This is a genomic window from Pseudomonas extremorientalis (assembly GCF_001870465.1).
GTDB classification, from domain to species: domain Bacteria; phylum Pseudomonadota; class Gammaproteobacteria; order Pseudomonadales; family Pseudomonadaceae; genus Aquipseudomonas; species Aquipseudomonas extremorientalis.
In genome coordinates this window covers 100,214-119,865 of the sequence record NZ_MDGK01000063.1, presented here as the reverse complement: position 1 = coordinate 119,865, position 19,652 = coordinate 100,214, and the positions used below count along the sequence as shown (strand labels likewise).

The following is a 19,652-nucleotide window of genomic DNA, read 5'->3' as shown; positions in this document are numbered from 1 at the left end:
AGTACATAGTTGTCTGACAGACCGCCATCGGGGGCAAGCCCCCTCCCACATTCAAGCGAAGCGATTCTGTGTGAGGCTTACAGAATATAGCGCGACAAGTCTTCGTTTTGCGCCAATTCGCCCAAGTGGCTGTTGACGTAAGCCGTGTCGATCTTGATCACTTCGCCATTCTGCGCACCGGCCAGGTCGCCGGCACTGAAAGACACTTCCTCCAGCAGCCGCTCCAGCAAGGTGTGCAGGCGACGGGCGCCGATGTTCTCGGTCTTCTCGTTGACCTGCCAGGCGATCTCCGCCAGGCGCTTGATACCGTCTGTCTGGAACTCGATGCCCAAGCCTTCGGTTTTCAGCAGTTCACGGTACTGCTCGGTGAGCGAGGCGTGCGGCTCGCTGAGGATGCGTTCGAAGTCGCCCGGGGTCAGCGCCTTCAACTCCACGCGAATCGGCAGGCGGCCTTGCAGCTCCGGCACCAGGTCGCTTGGCTTGCTCAGGTGGAACGCACCGGAGGCGATAAACAGGATGTGGTCGGTCTTGACCATGCCCAGCTTGGTGTTCACGGTGCAACCTTCGATCAGCGGCAGCAGGTCGCGCTGTACGCCTTCACGGGACACATCGACGCCGCCGGAGTTACCGCGCTTGGCCACCTTGTCGATCTCGTCGATAAACACGATGCCATGCTGCTCGACCGCCTCCAGGGCCTTGGCCTTGAGTTCTTCCTCATTCACCAGGCGCCCGGCTTCTTCGTCGCGCACCAGTTTCAGCGCTTCCTTCACCTTGAGCTTGCGGCTTTTCTTCTTGCCCTTGCCCATGTTGGCGAACAGGTTCTGCAACTGACTGGTCATCTCTTCCATGCCAGGCGGGGCAGAGATGTCGACGCCGGACACTTCGGCGACTTCGATCTCGATTTCCTTGTCGTCCAGCTGGCCTTCACGCAGGCGCTTGCGGAACAGCTGGCGGGTGTTGGAGTCCGAGGCCGGTGCGGCGTCTTCGTTGAAACCCATGCGTGCCGGCGGCAGCAAGGCGTCGAGGATGCGTTCTTCGGCGGCGTCTTCGGCGCGATGGCTGACCTTGGTCATTTCCTGTTCGCGCAGCATTTTCAGGGCTGCGTCGGCCAGGTCACGAATGATCGACTCGACGTCACGGCCCACATAGCCCACTTCGGTGAACTTGGTGGCTTCTACCTTGATGAACGGCGCGTTGGCCAGCTTGGCCAGGCGACGGGCGATCTCGGTTTTGCCGACGCCGGTCGGGCCGATCATCAGGATGTTCTTTGGCGTTACTTCAACGCGCAGTTCTTCGGGCAGTTGCATCCGGCGCCAGCGGTTACGCAGCGCGATGGCTACGGCGCGCTTGGCATCGTCCTGGCCGATGATATGGCGGTTGAGTTCATGGACGATTTCGCGGGGAGTCATGGACATAATGTTTGGCGGCCTCAAGCGGGAATAAGCCTACGGCTTACTCGGCGAGGTCCTGCTCCTCAATGGTGAAGTTGTGGTTGGTGAACACGCAGATATCGCCGGCGATGCCCAGGGCAGTCTCGACGATTTCGCGGGCCGACAGGTCGGTTTTCTTCAACAGTGCGCTGGCTGCCGCCTGGGCGTAGCCACCGCCGGAACCCATGGCGATCAGGCCATGTTCGGGCTCAACCACATCGCCGTTGCCGGTGATGATCAGGGACGCGTCTTTGTTGGCGACGGCCAGCATGGCTTCCAGACGGCTGAGGGAGCGGTCGGTGCGCCATTCTTTGGCGAGTTCGACTGCGGCGCGCACGAGGTGGCCCTGGTGTTTTTCCAACTGGCCTTCGAAACGTTCGAAAAGGGTGAAGGCGTCGGCGGTAGCGCCGGCAAAGCCCGCGAGAACCTGGCCGTGGTACAGGCGACGCACTTTCTTGGCGTTGCCTTTCATCACGGTATTACCCAGGGAAACCTGGCCGTCGCCGCCCATGACGACTTTGCCGTGGCGACGTACTGAAACGATGGTGGTCAAGGGGAGAGTCTCCACGCAGCGGGGCGAAAATGCCCTGATGGAAACTCATATGGGGGTGGCGGAGGGGATTTCAACCATAGGGGGTTATGGCGGACGAGTGGTGCTCAAGGGTCTGACACACATCCACAGCGCTGCAAAACCAAATGTGGGAGGGGACAAGCCCCCTTCCCACATTTGATCCAGGTTGGCTGAAGGTCAGCGGCTCTGGCGTTGTTGTAACAACAGGTTGCTAAAACCCGCGCCGGCCAATTGCTTTTGCGCCACGGTCAGCTGTTCACGGTTGCTGAACGGTCCTACCAGTACGCGATACCAGGTCGCATCCTTCACAGTGCCGGACTCCACTGTCACCGACTGGCCCAGCAGAATGATCTGCGCCCGCACGCGGTCCGCATCCGCCTGTTTGGGGAACGAGCCCGCTTGCAGGAAGAACTTGGTCACTGGCGCGGCCTTGGTTTCGGCCACCGGCGGTGCTGGCGGCGGGGTGATCCCGGCCAATGCGGCCTGGGCGCGCGCTGTGTCGATTTTAGCGGCTTCCGCCGGGGTGACCGGGGTGGTCGGCACTTGCGGCGTCGGCAGGGTTTTCTCCGGCACGGCGTCCGGCGGCACGATCACTTCCGATTCGGGCAACAGCGTGTAGAAGTCGTACTTCGGCTTTACCGGAGCGGTCGGGCTCGGCGCAGTCTTGTTGGCTTCAGCCATTTTCGTGGCCTTCTGTTGCTCCTGCTTGACCCGTTTGACGTCATCGCCCTTGCCCGGATCCAGTTTCATCAGGAATACGATAAACGCGCCGACGGTGAGGCCGATCGCCATCCACAACCAGCCCGGGATCGGCTTCTTCGCCGGGGCCTGATAGCGGCTGGCGCCGCGCTTGGGTGCAGGTTTTTTCTTGGCAGCCAACTTACATACGCTCCAGTGTTTCCAGGCCCAACAGTTCCAGGCCTTGCTTGAGGGTCCGTCCAGCCAGGGCGGCGAGGCGCAGGCGGCTTTGCTTCTGGGCTTCGTCGTCGGCAGTCAGGATCGGGCAGTTCTCGTAGAAGCTGGAGAACAGGCCGGCGACTTCGTACAGGTAGGTGCACAGGATGTGCGGCGTGCCTTTTTCGCCGACGCTGTTCAGCACTTCGCCGAATTGCGCCAGCTTGGCGGCCAGTTCCTGCTCGTGCGGGGCGTCCAGCACGATGTGCCCTTCAACTTCGCTGAAGTCCTTGCCCCGCTTGCGGAACACGCCGGCCACGCGGGTGTAGGCGTAAAGCAGGTACGGTGCGGTGTTGCCTTCGAAGTTGAGCATCAGCTCGAAGTTGAAGCTGTAGTCGCTGGTGCGGTGCTTGGACAGGTCGGCGTATTTCACCGCACCAATGCCTACCACGCGGGCGATGTTGCGCAGGTCGGCCTCGGCCAGTTCCGGGTTCTTTTCCTTCACCAGGTTGTAGGCACGTTCCTGGGCTTCGGTCAGCAGGTCGATCAGCTTCACGGTGCCGCCGTCACGGGTCTTGAACGGGCGGCCATCGGCGCCGTTCATGGTGCCGAAGCCCATGTGTTCCATGTGCATCGGGTGGGTGACGAAGCCCGCGCGGCGTGCCACTTCGAACACTTGCTGGAAGTGCAGGGCCTGGCGCTGGTCGACGAAATACAGCGCACGGTCGGCCTTGAGCACCCCACTGCGGTAGCGCACGGCCGCCAGGTCGGTGGTGGCATACAGATAGCCGCCATCGGCCTTGACGATGATCACCGGCAGCGGCTCGCCGTCGGCGGTCTTGAATTCTTCGAGGAACACGCATTGCGCGCCGTTGCTCTCCACCAGCAGGCCCTGGGCCTTGAGGTCGTTGACCACGTTGATCAGGTCGTCGTTGTAGGCGCTTTCGCCCATCACGTCGGCCATGGTCAGCTTGACGTTGAGCAGATCGTAGATTTCCTGGCAGTGCGACAGCGAGATCTCACGGAAACGGTTCCACAGCGCCAGGCATTCCTCGTCACCGGCTTGCAGTTTGACCACCAGGCCACGGGCGCGGTCGGCGAACTCTTCGGATTCGTCGAAGCGCTTCTTGGCGGCGCGGTAGAAGTTTTCCAGGTCCGACAGCTCGTTGCTGGTGATCGGGTTTTCTTGCAGGTAAGCCATCAGCATGCCGAACTGGGTGCCCCAGTCGCCCACGTGGTTCTGACGGATCACGCTGTCGCCGAGGAACTCCAGCACCCGCGCCACGCCATCGCCGATGATGGTGGAGCGCAGGTGGCCCACGTGCATCTCTTTGGCCAGGTTCGGTGCCGACAGGTCGATGACCACGCGCTGCAGCGGGCCGGCCTTGAGCACGCCGATCCTGGCGTCGGCCAGGGCTGCATCCAGGCGCGAAGCCAGGGCCTGGGTGTTCTGGAAGAAGTTGATAAAACCGGGGCCGGCGATTTCGGCCTTGGTGACGCTTTCGTCGGCCGGCAGCGCGGCGATGATTTTTTCCGCCAGGTCGCGCGGTTTCATGCCGGCCGGCTTGGACAGCATCATCGCAATGTTGCTGGCGAAGTCACCGTGGGTCTTGTCGCGGGTGTTTTCCACCTGGATCGCCGGCGACAGGCCTTCAGGCAACACACCTTCGTTGACGAGTTGGGTGAGGGCTTGTTGGATCAGCTGGCGAATGGTGTCTTTCATGGTGTTCTCTTTCGACCGCAAGCGGCGGCGCGCGATGCGCAGGTGGAAAAACTGGGCATTATCCGTGGCGAGGGCGGGCTTGCCAACCTTCGCGGGACCTGTGGCCAGGGTTAATACAAATCTACCGGGTCTACGTCCAACGACCATCGCACTTGCCGGCCGCTGGGCATTTGCTCCAGGGCAAGCAACCAGCTACTTAATAGCCGATGCAGCGGTGCGCGGGAGGTTGCCTGCAAGAGTAGCTGAGCGCGATAGCGCCCGGCGCGGCGCTCCATGGGCGCAGGCACCGGGCCGAGCAGTTCGATGCCGCTCAGACCCAGTTCGCCAAGCAAACGTTCGGCCGCGCTGCACGCTTCATCCAGGAAACCTTCGGCCTGCCCCGGCTTGTGCGCTTCGGCGCGTAGCAGTGCCAGGTGGGAAAACGGCGGCAGGCCGGCGGCGCGACGTTCGCTCAGGGCCTGTTCGGCGAAGGCGAAGTAGCCTTGCTCGGTGAGCTGGATCAGCAGCGGATGGTCGGCCAGGTGCGTCTGGATAATCACTCGGCCTGGCTCCTCGGCACGCCCTGCGCGGCCCGCAACCTGCACGATCAACTGCGCCATGCGCTCGCTGGCACGGAAATCCCCGGAGAACAGCCCACCGTCCGCATCCAGGATCGACACCAGGGTCACCCGTGGAAAGTGATGCCCCTTGGCAAGCATCTGCGTGCCGATGAGGATGCACGGCTGGCCTTTCTGGATGGTGGCGAACAGCTGGTTCATCGCGTCTTTGCGCGACGTGCTGTCACGGTCGACCCGCAGCACCGGGTAATCCGGGAACAGGATGCCCAGGCGTTCCTCGGCGCGCTCGGTGCCTGCGCCGACCGGTCGCAGGTCGACTTTGCCGCACTGCGGGCAATGGCGCGGCACCCGCTCCACATGGCCGCAGTGGTGGCAGCGCAGTTCGCCGTGGCGCTGGTGCACCGTCATGCGCGCGTCGCAGCGCTCGCACTCGGACATCCAGCCGCAGTCATGGCACAGCAGCGTCGGCGCAAAGCCGCGCCGATTGAGGAACACCAGCACCTGCTGGCCAGCGGCGAGGGTCTGGCCGATGGCTTGTTGCATTGGCCCGGAAATACCGCTGTCCAGCGGGCGGCTTTTGACGTCCAGGCGCAGGAAACGTGGTTGCTTGGCGCCGCCCGCCCGTTCGTTGAGGCGCAAGAGGCCGTAACGGCCGGTGTAGGCGTTGTGCAGGCTTTCCAGGGACGGCGTGGCCGAGCCCAGCACAATCGGGATGTCTTCCTGGCGAGCGCGCACCAGCGCCAGGTCGCGGGCGTTGTAGCGCAGGCCTTCCTGCTGTTTATAGGAGCCGTCGTGTTCCTCGTCGATGATAATCAGCCCGGGGTTTTTCATCGGGGTGAACAGCGCCGAACGGGTGCCGATAATAATGTCGGCCTCGCCATCCCGCGCTGCCAGCCAGGACTCCAGGCGCTCGCGGTCGTTGACCGCCGAATGCACCAGCGCAATACGCGCATTGAAACGCTGCTCGAAGCGCGCCAGGGTCTGCGGGCCGAGGTTGATCTCGGGGATCAGCACCAGCGCCTGTTTGCCGGCTTGCAGGGTTTCGCGGATCAACTGCAAATAGACTTCGGTCTTGCCGCTGCCCGTGACGCCGGCCAGCAGGAAAGCGTGGAAACTGTCGAAGCCTGCTCGGATCGCTTCGTAGGCGGCGCGTTGCTCGGTGTTCAGCGGCAATTCCGGCTGGGCCAGCCAGTGTTCGTGGCGGGCGTCAGGGGCGTGCTTGCGGATTTCCACCTGTACCAGGCCTTTTGCAAGCAGCAGGTCGAGGCTGTCTTTGCTCAGCATCAGCTTGCTCAGCAGTTGATGAGCCACGCCATGGGGATGCTGCGCCAGCGTGGCCAGTGCTTCACGTTGGCGTGGGGCACGGGCGATGCGCGGGTCGTCGAGGCGCGCGCCGGGCACCATCGACCAGAAGCGCTCCTGACGCGCTTCGGCCAGTTCGCCCTGGCGCAGCAGCACCGGCAAGGCCCAGCTCAACGTATCGCCCAGGCTGTGCTGGTAATACTGAGCGGTCCACAGGCACAGCTTGAACAGCGCGGGTGGCAGTGGAGGGGTGGTGTCGAGAATGGCCAGCGCGGGCTTGAGTTTTTCGGCCGGCACTTCGCTGTGGTCGGTGACTTCAACCAGAATGCCGATCATCTCACGCCGCCCGAACGGCACACGCACACGCATGCCCGGTTGCAACTGCGCCCGCAGTACGCCGGCCGGCGCCCGGTAATCGAACAGGCGGCGCAGGGGCGAAGGCAGGGCGAGGCGCAGAATGGCGTCGGGCACGCGAGGAGTCTCATATAAAGGCAGGCGGTGGCGCAGGGGCGGGAGCCTAGCAGAGCCGGGAGGGCTTGGGTATGCCACGGTTTTCTGATGAAAGGAGGTTTTCAGCCAGATGTGCAGCTTGCGTGATTGAAAAGGTCTGGTAGAATCCGCGGCCTAATTACGTGCGGTATTCGACAATAGTGTCGAGTGGCGGCACGCTAGCCCGAGGAAGTGCCATGAAAGCCGATATCCATCCAGCGTACGAAACCATCGAAGTCACCTGCAGCTGCGGCAACAAGTTCGAAACCCGTTCGAACCTGTGCAAGCCACTGGGTACTGACGTATGCAACGAGTGCCACCCGTTCTACACCGGTAAGCAGAAAACTCTGGACACCGGCGGCCGTGTACAGCGCTTCGCAGATCGCTTTGGTGCTTTCGGCAAGAAGCCTGCTGCTACTCCAGCAGAGTAAGGCTCAAAAGCCTTATGGGCTTTTGCCAGCTGTTGAAAAAGGCGTCCCGTGTGGGCGCCTTTTTTGTGCCTGGGATTTGGCTTTCAGTCGCCCAGGCCGACGTGTCGTGCCCCGCGCCGTCCGCCTTGGCCCGGGTGGAGGTGCAACGTGTGGTGGATGCGACACCGTGCGCCTGAAGGATGGCCGCAGTGTGCGGATGATCGGTCTCAATGCCCCGGAAACCGGCAAGCAAGGCCGCTCCGACGAGCCCTACGCCGTCGCGGCTCGCCAGCGTTTGCAGGTGTTGGTTGAGGCCAGTGGCGGCCGGGTTGGCTTGGTGCCGGGGCGCGAGAGCAAGGACCGCTACGGCCGTACCTTGGCCCACCTCTACAGCGCTGATGGAAAGAACCTTGAGGCGCAACTGCTGGCCGAAGGCCTGGGGTTTCAGGTGGGGGTCGCGCCCAATGTCGATCTTGTCGCTTGCCAGAAAGCTGCGGAGGACAGCGCCCGTGACGCGCGTTTGGGCGTATGGCAGCCGTCACCCGTGCAAGGCGTGGCGCAACTCAAGCAGTCCGGCTTCGCCCTGGTCAGCGGCCGAGTGAGCAAGGTCGAACGCAATCGTGGTGGAATCTGGATCGAGTTGCAGGGTTCACTGGTATTACGCATTGCACCCGAACTCGCCCGCCGGTTCGACTCCGTATTGCTCAGTGGTCTGCAAGGCAGGGCAGTCGAAGCCCGTGGCTGGGTGCAGGATCGATCCAAACGGGGTGGCCGGAAAAACGGCCAGGCACGTTGGTTGCTGCCGCTGACCGACCCCAGCATGCTCAAATTGGCTGATTAATAAAAAATTGTAGACATTTTTTTATTCGATTGTGAACAGTTAACCCCTTGTATCCCGTGGCCTTAGACCAAAGTACGGCGTTTTGGGGCCTTGACACCTGTGACTACCCAGTCTTGTAGGGACTTTGCGACACGCGTATCCTCGGCGGTCCGTCGACCAACAGTAAAAGCGGAATGCCGATATGTCTGATTTGAAAACTGCCGCTCTCGAATATCATGCCCATCCTCGTCCAGGAAAGCTGAGTGTAGAGCTCACCAAGGCCACTGCCACCGCCCGCGACCTGTCGCTGGCCTACAGCCCTGGTGTTGCCGAGCCCGTACGTGAAATCGCCCGCGACCCCGAACTGGCGTACAAGTACACCGGCAAAGGCAACCTGGTTGCAGTGATTTCCGATGGCACCGCGATTCTCGGCCTGGGCAACCTCGGTCCATTGGCCTCCAAGCCAGTCATGGAAGGCAAGGGCGTGCTGTTCAAGCGCTTTGCCGGCATCGACGTTTTCGACATCGAAGTCGACTCCGAAAGCCCGCAGGCTTTCATCGACACGGTCAAGCGCATTTCCATCACCTTCGGTGGCATCAACCTGGAAGACATCAAGGCACCTGAGTGCTTCGAGATCGAAAAGGCCCTGATCGAACAGTGCGACATTCCGGTATTCCACGATGACCAGCACGGCACCGCGATCGTTACCGCGGCCGGCATGATCAACGCCCTGGAAATCGCCGGCAAGACCCTGGCTGACGCGCAGATCGTCTGCCTGGGCGCCGGCGCTGCGGCCATCTCCTGCATGAAGTTGCTGGTGAGCATGGGCGCCAAGCTGGAAAACATCTTCATGGTCGACAGCAAGGGTGTGGTCCAGTCCGAGCGTACCGACCTGAACCAGTACAAGGCGATGTTTGCCCACGCCACCGACAAGCGCACCCTGGCTGACGCCCTCGACGGTGCAGACGTGTTCGTCGGCCTGTCCGGCCCGAACCTGCTGAGCGCCGAAGGCCTCAAGTCCATGGCGGCCAACCCGATCGTGTTCGCCTGCTCCAACCCGGACCCGGAGATCTCGCCGGAACTGGCTCACGCCACCCGCAGCGACGTGATCATGGCCACCGGCCGTTCGGACTACCCGAACCAGGTCAACAACGTACTGGGCTTCCCGTTCATCTTCCGTGGCGCCCTGGATGTGCGCGCCAAGCGCATCAACGAAGAGATGAAAGTGGCTGCCGCCAATGCCCTGCGTGAACTGGCCAAGCTGCCGGTGCCTCAGGACGTGTGCGACGCCTACGGTGGCGCCAAGCTGGAATTCGGTCGTGAGTACATCATCCCGAAACCAATGGACAAGCGCCTGATCACCCTGATCTCCGATGCCGTGGCCAAGGCCGCCATCGAGACCGGCGTGGCCACCCTGCCGTATCCGAAGCACTACCCGCTGAAAAGCGTGGATGATGTGTTCAACGGCTAAGCCGTTGTAGCGCACCCACAAAAAGCCCCGGCTCTCGCGAGTCGGGGCTTTTTTGTGGCGATTCACTTGGGCCTTGTGGAGACCCAAGTGTGGGAGCGGGCTTGCCCGCGATAGCGATGGATCAATCAGCTCATGTGGCGCCTGACACACCGCAATCGCGGGCAAGCCCGCTCCCACATTGAATCTGTTTCAGGCCATAAATCTCACTAGAACAGATCGATCGGCGCCGCCTCATCCGCCGGCAGCGGGCTACCCGGTGCAACGCCATTGCCCAGCTCATTGACCGACGGCGGCGTGTCTTCGCTCTTGAACAGTTCGAAGTACGCATTCGGTGTGCTTGGCGAGGCCGCACGGCCACTGATCGGGTCGATGCGCAGGCTGAGGATGCCTTCCGGCTCCGGCTGGGTGTGCGGCGGCTTGTCCTTCAAAGCTGCGCCCATGTAGCTCATCCAGATCGGCAGTGCGACGGTGCCACCGAACTCGCGGCGACCCAGGCTTTCCGGCTGGTCATAGCCGGTCCACACGGTGGTCACGTAGTCGGCGTTGTAGCCGGAGAACCAGGCGTCCTTGGATTCGTTGGTGGTACCGGTCTTGCCGGCGATGTCTGGCCGGTTCAGCGCCAGGGCGCGGCGGCCGGTCCCCTTCTTGATCACATCTTCCAGGATGCTGTTGAGAATATAAGTGGTACGGCCATCGACAATACGCTCGGCAACTGCCGGCGCCTGTGGCTCCGCCGGGGTACCGTTGGCGGCCTGCGTCGTGCCTGGGGTCGGCTCGATGGTGATGCCGCCATTGCTTGGCGCTGCCAGGCCATCCGTCGCTGCCACGCCGTTGACCACGTCACCGGGCACGCGTGGTGGGTTGGCGGTGAACAGGGTGTCGCCGTTGCGGCTTTCGATCTTGTCGATCAGGTACGGTGTGATCTTGTAGCCGCCGTTGGCAAAGGTGCTCCAGCCGGTGGCGATTTCCATCGGTGTGAGGGTCGCGGTGCCCAGGGCGAGGGACAGGTTGGGCGGCAGGTCTGACTTGGCGAAACCGAAGCGCGTCATGTAATCGATGGTCTTGCTCACGCCCATTGCCTGCAGCAAGCGGATCGACACCAGGTTACGCGACTTGTACAGCGCTTCGCGGATGCGGATCGGGCCAAGGAAGGTGTTGGTGTCGTTCTTCGGGCGCCAGACCTTGTCCAGGTACTCGTCGACAAACACGATGGGTGCATCGTTGACCAGGCTGGCGGCGGTGTAGCCGTTGTCCAGCGCGGCGCTGTAGATGAACGGCTTGAAGCTCGAGCCCGGTTGGCGTTTGGCCTGGGTCGCGCGGTTGTAGTTGCTCTGCTCGAACGCGAAGCCACCGACCAGGGCACGGATTGCACCGTTCTGCGGGTCCAGCGACACCAGTGCGCCCTGGGCCAGCGGCACCTGGCTGAACTTGAGGCTGTCGTCCTTCTGGCGTTGTACGCGGATCAAATCGCCCACCTGCGCCACGTCCGACGGTTGCTTGGGCATCGGGCCCATGCTGTTGGTGTTCAGGAACGGGCGCGCCCACTTCATGCTGTCCCATGCCACATGGGCTTCGCCGGTGCGGGTCAGGACCTGCACGCCATCTTTTTTCACCTGGGTGACGATGGCCGGCTCCAGGCCGCTGATCGCACGCTGTTTGCCCAGCTCGGTGGTCCATGCGCTCAGGGTCTTGCCCGGCAGGCGTGATTCGGGGCCACGGTAGCCGTGACGCTGGTCATAGGTGATCAGGCCGGAATGCACCGAATTATTGGCGATATCCTGCAAGTCGCTCGGCACGGTGGTGGTCACGCGGAAACCTTCGGTATACGCCTCGCTGCCGTAGCGGCCGACCATCTCGGCGCGCGCCATTTCGGCGATGTAAGGGGCGTTCACTTCCGGCGTCGGCACGTGGTAGCTGGCATTCAACGGCTCGGCGATGGCGCTTTCGTAAGCGGCCTGGTCGATCTTGCCCAGCTTGTACATGCGCCCCAGGATCCAGTCGCGGCGCTCTTTGCTGCGCGCTGGGTTGGCCAGTGGGTTGAAGCGTGAGGGCGCCTTGGGCAGGCCGGCGATCATGGCCATCTGCGCCAGGCTGGCGTCACGGATGGACTTGCCATAGTAGACCTGCGAGGCCGCCTCGATCCCGTAGGCGCGGTTGCCCAGGTAGATCTTGTTCACGTACAGCTCAAGGATCTCATCCTTGGTCAACTGGCGTTCGATTTGCAGCGCCAGGAGGATCTCGGTGGCCTTGCGCGAAAAGCTGCGCTCGCTGGTCAGGAAGAAGTTCTTCGCCACCTGCATGGTGATGGTGCTGCCGCCGGATTGAATGTGTCCGCTTTTTACCAATTGCGTGGCCGCACGCACCAGGCTGCTGGGGTCGACGCCATAGTGGTTGGCAAAATTATCGTCTTCGGCCGAGAGCAGGGCGCTGATGAAATTGGGTGGAATATCGGCAAAACGGATCGGTGTGCGGCGCATTTCGCCGAACTCCGCGATCAGTTTTTCATCGCTGCTGTAGACCCGCAAAGGAATCTGCAACTGGATACTTCTGAGGGCCTCTACGGAGGGCAAACCCGGACTAAGGTAGAGGTAGGCCCCGCTGAGCACGAGCAGCAGCCCGCAAACGATGGCGACAATGGAGTACCCGAAAAACTTCAGCAGACGAATCAAGGCTTTTGGATTTCCAGAGAAAAGAATGGGTTAGGCGTCGGGGCTTGCATGGCAATCGATGGATCGACCCGAGCTGCAGATAAAAAGCGGCAAAAAACGCTGGGCATTAAAGCATTTTTCGACTTGGGGCGTCATTCGCACCTGCTCAACAAGTCGACCGAATGCATGGCGCCCGGCGGCAATCAGGCGGTATGACAGGCAAAGCTTTAGGGAGTTTTATGGGAAAAGGATTTTTCACGGGAAAACTCGATACCCTGCTGGGCGTCGACATCAATGACACGGCAATCCGGCTGGTGGAGCTGGGCCGTTCAATCACGGGTTACCACATTCGGGCCTATGTCACCCAGGCATTGCCGGTACGCTCGGTGGTGGACGGCACATTCCTGGATCTCGAAGGCGTGGGACGCACCTTGCGCAGTGCGTTGTCGCGAATGACAACATCGGTCCGTGGTGCTGCCGCTGCGGTATCCGGGCCCTCGGTGATCACGCGCATAATCGAGATGGAGGCTGGGCTCACCGACGATGAGATGGCCTGGATGATCCAGATGGAGGCAGACCAGTACATTCCTTATCCATTGGATGACGTGGCCATCGACTTTCAAGTGCGCGGGCCGACCGCCCTGGACCCAGGTCGTGTCGAGGTGCTGCTGGCGGCGTGCCTGAAGGAACACGTCGAGGCACGGGAAGCGGTTCTGGCGCTGGCCGGGCTGGTGCCGAGGGTGGTCGATGTCGAAGCGTTTGCATTGGCGCGCGCATGCAGTCAGGATTTCGCCAGCTTCACGCCGGGCCATCGAGTCGATGGTGCACAATGGGCTGTGGACGCCCACGGGATGGGAATTGCTTGCGGGTTGGCCCTGAGGAGTTTCGCTTGAAGACACGAATCAACCTTTTGCCTTGGCGCCAGGCGCTGGCGGAGCGGCGACGCAAGTACCTGCTGGCGTGTCTGCTGGCGTTCGCCTGCACGGCGCTCGCAGCCGTGTGGCTGGCGGACCAGGTGATCGACCAGGCCATTGACCGGCAAGTGACCCGTAATGACCATCTGGGCAAACAAATCACCGGCCTGGATTCGCGCATCAAGACCATCGATGACCTGCAGGAGCAAAGCCAGCAGTTGGCGCAGCGCATGAAGGTTGTGCAGGACCTGCACGACTCCCGCTCGTCCGGTGCGCAATTGTTGGATCAGTTGGCGCGCGCAGTACCCGACGGTGTCCATCTGCATGAAGTGGTGGCGAAGGGCGATACGGTGAGTATCAGCGGCAGTGCCGAGTCGAGCCAGGATATCGCCCAACTGATGCGTCGCCTGGAGTCCGCGCAAGGCGCCCACTCCACGCGGTTGCAACAGGTGCGAACCGAGGGCGCGCGTGGCAACAACGAATTCCAGCTGATGGTGCGACAGGGCGAGCCTTCCGAGGCGCGACCTTGAGCCCGTTGAGGCTCAATCTTTCTGCACTCACTCACAACGCTGCAAAATGGCCCCTACCTGGCAAGGCCCTGTTGGGCTGTGCGCTGGCGAGCCTGATATTTGTGGTGGGTGACCTTGTGTACCTGAGCCCGTCGCGTCAGCGGCTAAGCCAGGTCGAGGTGCGGGAAGTGGCCCTGCAACAGCAAGTCGCTCAAAAGACGGCCATGGCTGCCCCCCTTGAGGCGCGCACGCAGCAGCTCCAATTGATGCAGGCGAAAGCCGATGAGCTTTTCCGGGCGTTGCCGGGCAAATCCGAAATGCCCGGCTTGCTGGAAGACATCGCGCACTTGGCATTGGCCAATGGTCTGGTGGTCGAGAGCGTCACGCCGTTGGACGAACAGTCCCAGCCGTATTATCACGAGCAGCCGGTACAGGTCGGCGTGGCAGGGGCTTACCACGACCTGGCGACGTTCCTGAGTAGCTTGGGTGGTCTGGTGCGAATCGCGACGGTGCACGATGTGGTCCTGCGGCGGGATGGCAAGCTGCTGCGCCTTGATCTGCTGGTCAAGAGCTACTGGCAGCCGGGCGGCGTGGGAGGCGGTCAGGCCCGCCAAGGGCAGCCCTTTGTCTACGAGGCTTGCGGGCTGCGCGACCCTTTTCAGCGGCTTGCCGTTCAGGTCGATCACCTACCTGGGCGGCCGGCCCGTGCGCCAGATCTCGCCCGGCCACGCGCAGCCCTGGAAAGCCTTGCGCTGGACCAGTTCGAAATGGTCGGCACGCTGTCCCGCGGGTCGCAGGTTTTCGCCTTGCTGCGTGCGGCCTCCACGGTGCATCGCCTGGCGGTCGGTGACTATGTGGGGCCGGACCATGGCCGGGTCACGGCCATCCATGAGCGTCACATAGAGCTGGTCGAGCTGTTTCCTGATGGTCAGGGTGCATGGCTGGAGCGCCCGCGAACCCTGGTGTTGAACGTCAACTCATAACGGAATCGAATCAATGAAAAGGATTTTCTTGTCCTTCGGTGTGGCGCTATGGATAGCGTTCACGGCGCCGATGGCTGTTGCTGTGCCCAATCGTGTAGACCTGATCCAGTTGCCACCGCCTGGCAGCGCCACGTCGAGCGCTTACACCGGCGACAAGCTGAACCTCAACTTCCAGAGCATCGAGTTGCGCACCGCGCTGCAGCAGATTGCCGATGTGGCGGGCCTCAATCTGGTTGCCAGCGACGATGTGCAGGGCTCGATCACCCTGCGTCTTAAGGATGTGCCTTGGGATCAGGCGTTGGACCTGGTGCTGCAAGCCAAGGGCCTGGATAAGCGGGTAAAGGCCGGTGTGTTGCTGGTCGCGCCCGCCGAGGAGTTGGCCGCGCGTGAGCTGCTGACGCTGGAGTCGCGCAAGCAAATGGCCGAACTGGCGCCGTTGCGTCGGGAGCTGCTGCAGGTCAATTACGCCAAGGCGGCGGACCTGGCCAAGTTGTTTCAGTCAGCCACGGGCCTTGAGGGCGTCACCGATGAGCGTGGCTCGGTGGCGGTGGATGATCGCACCAACAACATCATCGCCTATCAGACTGGCGAGCGGCTGGAGGAACTGCGCAGGATCGTGGCGCAACTGGATGTGCCGGTGCGCCAGGTCATGATCGAGGCACGGATTGTCGAGGCGAATGTCGATTATGACAAAAGCCTGGGCGCGCGCTGGGGTGGGCGGCTGACTCGCGGCAACTGGGGCGCGGGTGGCATTCCCAAACCTCTGCCTGAAGGCGCGGAGCCGCCGGAAAACCCACCCAGTTCACCTTTCGTGGACTTGGGGACATTCAACGGCACCTCGGGCTTGGGCATCGCCTTTATCACCGACAACCTGCTGCTGGACCTGGAGCTCACCGCCATGGAGAAAACCGGTAACGGCGAAATCGTCTCGCAACCCAAGGTGGTCACGTCCGACAAGGAAACCGCACGCATCCTCAAGGGCACCGAGATTCCCTACCAGGAATCCAGCTCCAGCGGCGCCACCTCGGTGTCGTTCAAGGAGGCCTCGCTGTCGCTGGAGGTCACCCCGCAAATCACCCCTGACGACCGCGTGATCATGGAGGTGAAAGTCACCAAGGATGAGCCCGACTATCTCAATAAACTCAACGACGTGCCGCCGATCAAGAAAAACGAGGTCAACGCCAAGGTGCTGGTCAAGGATGGCGAGACCATTGTCATCGGCGGGGTTTTCTCCAATACCCAAAGCAAAGTGGTAGATAAAGTGCCATTTTTGGGCGATGTGCCGTATCTTGGCCGCCTTTTCCGGCGCGATGTGCTGGCGGAGAAAAAATCCGAGCTGCTGGTATTCCTGACTCCGCGTATTATGAATAACCAGGCGATTGCTGTGAGTCGTTGATTCTGTGCGAAATTTGATTCTTGTAGGACCGATGGGCGCTGGAAAAAGCACCATCGGCCGTTTGCTGGCCAAAGAGCTGCGCCTGCCGTTCAAAGATTCCGACAAGGAAATTGAATTGCGCACGGGTGCCAATATCCCATGGATCTTCGATAAGGAAGGCGAACTGGGCTTTCGTGACCGCGAGCAGGCGATGATTGCCGAGCTGTGCGGCTGCGATGGCGTGGTATTGGCGACCGGTGGTGGCGCGGTGATGCGTGACGAGAACCGTCGCGCGCTGCATGCCGGTGGCCGCGTGGTCTACCTGCATGCGTCGGTCGAGCAGCAAGTGGGCCGTACCGCCCGTGATCGCAATCGCCCGTTACTGCGCACGGCCAATCCGGAGAAAACCCTGCGGGATTTGCTGGCGCTGCGCGATCCGCTGTATCGGGAAATTGCCGATCTGGTGGTGGAAACCGATGAGCGGCCACCCCGGATGGTGGTCCTCGACATTCTTGAGCGCCTGCAACGGCTGCCACCCCGTTAAAGCCAGGCCCGAAATGCGCTATTCTCGGCGGCGCGCCAACACCTCCCAAGGTGTGGCGTAGAGCCATCAGGCAGCGTCAGTGTTTGGCGTTACCGGTCGTCAATACATCTTCAACGCGGGGACACATGCAGACACTTAAGGTCGATCTAGGCGAGCGAAGCTACCCGATCCATATTGGCGAAGGTCTGTTGGACCAGACCGAGTTGCTCGCACCGCATATTGCCGGGCGGCAAGTGGCGATCATCTCCAATGAAACGGTCGCGCCGCTGTATCTTGAGCGTCTGAGCCGCAGCCTCGCGGCGTACTCCGTTATTTCTGTGATCCTGCCCGACGGCGAGGCCCATAAGAACTGGGAAACCCTGCAACTGATCTTTGATGGCCTGCTGACTGCACGTCATGACCGCCGTACTACCGTGATCGCCCTGGGCGGCGGTGTGATCGGCGACATGGCCGGCTTTGCAGCGGCCTGCTACCAGCGTGGCGTGGACTTTATCCAGGTGCCGACCACCCTGCTGTCCCAGGTGGATTCGTCGGTGGGCGGCAAGACCGGCATCAACCACCCGCTGGGCAAGAATATGGTGGGCGCGTTCTACCAGCCGCAAGCCGTGCTGATCGACACCGCGACTCTCAACACCTTGCCGCCGCGTGAGCTGTCGGCGGGTCTGGCGGAAGTCATCAAGTACGGGCTGATCTGCGACGAACCGTTCCTGACCTGGCTGGAAGAGCACGTCGACGCCTTGCGCAATCTCGACCAGGCGGCCCTCACCGAAGCCATTTCCCGATCCTGTGCCGCCAAGGCACTCGTGGTGAATGCCGACGAACGGGAGTCCGGCGTACGGGCCACCTTGAACCTGGGTCACACCTTCGGCCATGCGATCGAAACCCACATGGGCTATGGTGTGTGGTTGCATGGGGAAGCCGTTGCGGCTGGCACCGTGATGGCACTGGAGATGTCGCAGCGCCTGGGCTGGATCAGTGCCCAGGAGCGTGACCGTGGCATCCGCCTGTTCCAGCGCGCCGGTTTGCCGGTGATTCCGCCTGAAGAGATGACCGAGGCAGATTTCCTCGAACATATGGCAATAGACAAGAAAGTGATCGACGGTCGACTGCGACTGGTGCTGCTGCGCCACATGGGCGAAGCGGTGGTGACCGACGATTATCCGAAAGAGATTTTACAGGCCACGCTGGGAGCGGATTACCGCGCCCTGGCCCAGCTTAAAGGTTAATAAGATCCCGATGACTAGTTTGCATGCCGACGAGGCGTTCCTCGGCCATTACCAGTTAAGCCACGACCCTTTTGCTCCACGGGTGCCTGGTTTCAAATTTTTCCCGGCCCAGCGCAAACCAGTGCTCGGCCAGTTGCATCACCTCGCGCGCTACAGCCAATTGCTGCTGGTCGTGACCGGCCCTTTGGGCAGCGGCAAAACCTTGCTGCGCCAGGCCCTGGTGGCCAGCACTAACAAGCAGTCGGTGCAGAGCGTGGTGGTGTCGGCCCGTGGTGCCGGTGATGCGGCGGGCGTGTTGCGCCAGGTCGCCCAGGCGCTGGACGTGGCGACTGCCGAGCCGAACGCAATCCTCAAGCAAGTGGTACAACTGGGCCTGACCGGCCAGGAAGTCTACCTGCTGGTGGATGACGCCGAACAGCTCGACGAATCCGCCCTCGAAGCGCTGCTGGCGCTGGCAGCCGGTACGCCGGAAGGTCGCCCCCACGTGTTCCTGTTTGGTGAGTCGTCGCTGATTGCCGAGCTGGAGCAGATCAGCGGTGATCAGGAGCTGTTCCACGTCATCGAACTGCAGCCGTACGAAGAGGAAGAAACCCGCGAATACCTGGCTCAACGCCTGGAAGGCGCGGGCGCGGGTATCGAACTTTTCTCCGCTCAACAGATCTCTGATATTCACGAAAGCTCCGACGGCTGGCCTGGCACCATCAACCAGGTTGCCCGCGATGCCATGATCGAAGCCATGATTGCCAGCCGCACAGCGGTCAAGCGTCCAAAGATGGGGTTCACTATGCCTAAGAAACACGTATTGGCTATTTCCGCCGTTGTCGTGGTCGCTGTCGCCGCCGCCTGGTTGATTCCAGGCCGCAGCAAGGCACCGACTACGGCCGGCGCGCCAACCGAACAGGCGCAGTTGCCACTGGGCAAACCCACGCCAAACGTCGAGTTCGCCAATTCCGGGCAACCGACCAACCTGCCGATGGTTGGCCAACCTGTCATGCGCGGCCCGCTCGCCGAAGAAGCTGGTGGTATCTCCGAAGGTGATGACGGCGTGCCGGTGGAAGGTTCCAGCGCAACACCGCCGACCGTCACGACCACTGCACCACCTGCGGGCGTCCCAGCCGGTCAGCCAGCGGCAAAACCAACGCCGGCACCGACTGTTGCAACCGCCAAGCCTGCGCCTGTGACCAAACCTGTTGCGCCAGCGCCAGCCGCCAAGCCCGCTCCGGCCCCGGCTGCCAAGCCTGCTGAAAAACCGGCCGCCACCGTTGCCAAGGCCGGTGCTGCAGGTAGCGGCTGGTATGGCAGCCAGCCTTCCGGCAACTTCGTGGTGCAGATCCTCGGCACCAGCTCCGAAGCCAACGCCCAGGCGTTCGTGAAAGAGCAGGGCGGCGAGTACCGTTATTTCAAGAAAGTGCTCAACGGCAAGCCTCTCTACGTGATCACCTATGGCAGTTTCTCCAGCCGTGCAGCGGCTGATTCTGCCATCAAGGCCTTGCCAGCGAAGGTTCAGGCTGGTAAACCTTGGCCTCGCACTGTTGCCAGCGTTCAACAAGAACTCGCAACAACTCGCTGAAGATCCGGCGGCCTTACCCAGGTCGCCCTCCCGGCACCTCAAAAAAACCACAAGTGCGTGCTGTCTCTAGAGACCGCGCGCTTTGTGGTGTCTGCGTCACAGTGGCTTTTGAGTCGTAACGGTCAGAATTAAAAAAGTTTTGACTAGCACAGCATATCGCTTTAAACCTTTCATAAATGCGACATAGATTTGCGACATTTCGTCGCTAAATTTGTG

The 19,652-nt window shown here is 61.8% G+C and carries 15 protein-coding genes and 2 pseudogenes; 11 read left to right on the top strand and 6 right to left on the bottom strand.

Annotated features, from left to right (window positions below; translation table 11 throughout):
* Positions 1–77: 77 nt before the first annotated feature.
* The 5 genes from hslU to BFN10_RS27500 form a co-directional block, all read right to left on the bottom strand.
* The gene (gene hslU / locus BFN10_RS27520) at positions 78–1,415 is read right to left on the bottom strand and encodes an ATP-dependent protease ATPase subunit HslU (RefSeq protein WP_071492373.1); all 1,338 of its coding nucleotides are present in this window, start codon (positions 1,413–1,415) and stop codon (positions 78–80) included.
* Between the two features lie 37 nt (positions 1,416–1,452).
* Positions 1,453–1,983 (bottom strand): ATP-dependent protease subunit HslV, encoded by a 531-nt coding sequence (hslV, locus tag BFN10_RS27515; RefSeq protein ID WP_010563201.1) that lies wholly within the window; start codon positions 1,981–1,983, stop codon positions 1,453–1,455.
* 195 nt (positions 1,984–2,178) lie between these two features.
* A complete protein-coding gene (locus tag BFN10_RS27510; protein WP_025858692.1) occupies positions 2,179–2,880 on the bottom strand; it encodes an SPOR domain-containing protein in 702 nt (233 codons plus the stop codon).
* A 1-nt stretch (position 2,881) separates the two neighbouring features.
* The gene (gene argS / locus BFN10_RS27505) at positions 2,882–4,618 is read right to left on the bottom strand and encodes an arginine--tRNA ligase (RefSeq protein ID WP_071492372.1); all 1,737 of its coding nucleotides are present in this window, start codon (positions 4,616–4,618) and stop codon (positions 2,882–2,884) included.
* A gap of 110 nt (positions 4,619–4,728) precedes the next feature.
* Positions 4,729–6,948 carry a primosomal protein N' gene (locus BFN10_RS27500; RefSeq protein WP_071492371.1) on the bottom strand — a complete coding sequence of 740 codons (2,220 nt, stop codon included), beginning with the start codon at positions 6,946–6,948 and terminating at the stop codon, positions 4,729–4,731.
* Positions 6,949–7,163: 215 nt separating this feature from the next.
* Between BFN10_RS27500 and rpmE the strand changes: the two genes are divergently transcribed.
* From rpmE to BFN10_RS27485, 3 genes and pseudogenes are all read left to right on the top strand, one after another.
* Entirely contained in the window at positions 7,164–7,397 is a 234-nt protein-coding gene (gene rpmE, locus BFN10_RS27495; RefSeq protein ID WP_005784030.1) for a 50S ribosomal protein L31, read from the top strand.
* Positions 7,398–7,411: 14 nt separating this feature from the next.
* Positions 7,412–8,217, top strand: a pseudogene (locus tag BFN10_RS27490) (thermonuclease family protein).
* Between the two features lie 181 nt (positions 8,218–8,398).
* A complete protein-coding gene (locus tag BFN10_RS27485) occupies positions 8,399–9,667 on the top strand; it encodes a malic enzyme-like NAD(P)-binding protein (RefSeq protein WP_071492370.1) in 1,269 nt (422 codons plus the stop codon).
* Positions 9,668–9,873: 206 nt separating this feature from the next.
* Here the strand turns inward: BFN10_RS27485 and BFN10_RS27480 are convergent, their stop codons facing one another.
* Positions 9,874–12,333 (bottom strand): penicillin-binding protein 1A, encoded by a 2,460-nt coding sequence (locus BFN10_RS27480; protein ID WP_414860448.1) that lies wholly within the window; start codon positions 12,331–12,333, stop codon positions 9,874–9,876.
* Between the two features lie 51 nt (positions 12,334–12,384).
* On the opposite strand from BFN10_RS27480, the gene BFN10_RS29550 reads away from it, so the two are divergent.
* From BFN10_RS29550 to BFN10_RS27445, 8 genes and pseudogenes are all read left to right on the top strand, one after another.
* Positions 12,385–12,531: a hypothetical protein gene (locus tag BFN10_RS29550; RefSeq protein ID WP_156682174.1), complete on the top strand. Its 147-nt coding sequence runs from the start codon at positions 12,385–12,387 to the stop codon at positions 12,529–12,531.
* 23 nt (positions 12,532–12,554) lie between these two features.
* Entirely contained in the window at positions 12,555–13,208 is a 654-nt protein-coding gene (gene pilM, locus BFN10_RS27475) for a type IV pilus assembly protein PilM (protein ID WP_071492368.1), read from the top strand.
* Positions 13,205–13,759: a PilN domain-containing protein gene (locus tag BFN10_RS27470; protein WP_071492367.1), complete on the top strand. Its 555-nt coding sequence runs from the start codon at positions 13,205–13,207 to the stop codon at positions 13,757–13,759. Before pilM ends, BFN10_RS27470 begins: the two co-directional genes overlap by 4 nt.
* A complete protein-coding gene (locus BFN10_RS27465; protein ID WP_071492366.1) occupies positions 13,756–14,721 on the top strand; it encodes a pilus assembly protein PilP in 966 nt (321 codons plus the stop codon). Before BFN10_RS27470 ends, BFN10_RS27465 begins: the two co-directional genes overlap by 4 nt.
* Before the next feature lie 139 nt (positions 14,722–14,860).
* A pseudogene (locus BFN10_RS27460) lies at positions 14,861–16,117 on the top strand (type IV pilus secretin PilQ); the annotation flags it as partial.
* Between the two features lie 4 nt (positions 16,118–16,121).
* On the top strand, positions 16,122–16,640 hold the full coding sequence (gene aroK / locus BFN10_RS27455; protein ID WP_003171222.1) for a shikimate kinase AroK: 519 nt from the start codon (positions 16,122–16,124) through the stop codon (positions 16,638–16,640).
* A 125-nt stretch (positions 16,641–16,765) separates the two neighbouring features.
* A complete protein-coding gene (gene aroB, locus BFN10_RS27450) occupies positions 16,766–17,866 on the top strand; it encodes a 3-dehydroquinate synthase (RefSeq protein WP_071492365.1) in 1,101 nt (366 codons plus the stop codon).
* Positions 17,867–17,876: 10 nt separating this feature from the next.
* Complete coding sequence (locus BFN10_RS27445) at positions 17,877–19,436, top strand: SPOR domain-containing protein (RefSeq protein ID WP_071492364.1); 1,560 nt, start codon at positions 17,877–17,879, stop codon at positions 19,434–19,436.
* Positions 19,437–19,652 lie beyond the last annotated feature (216 nt).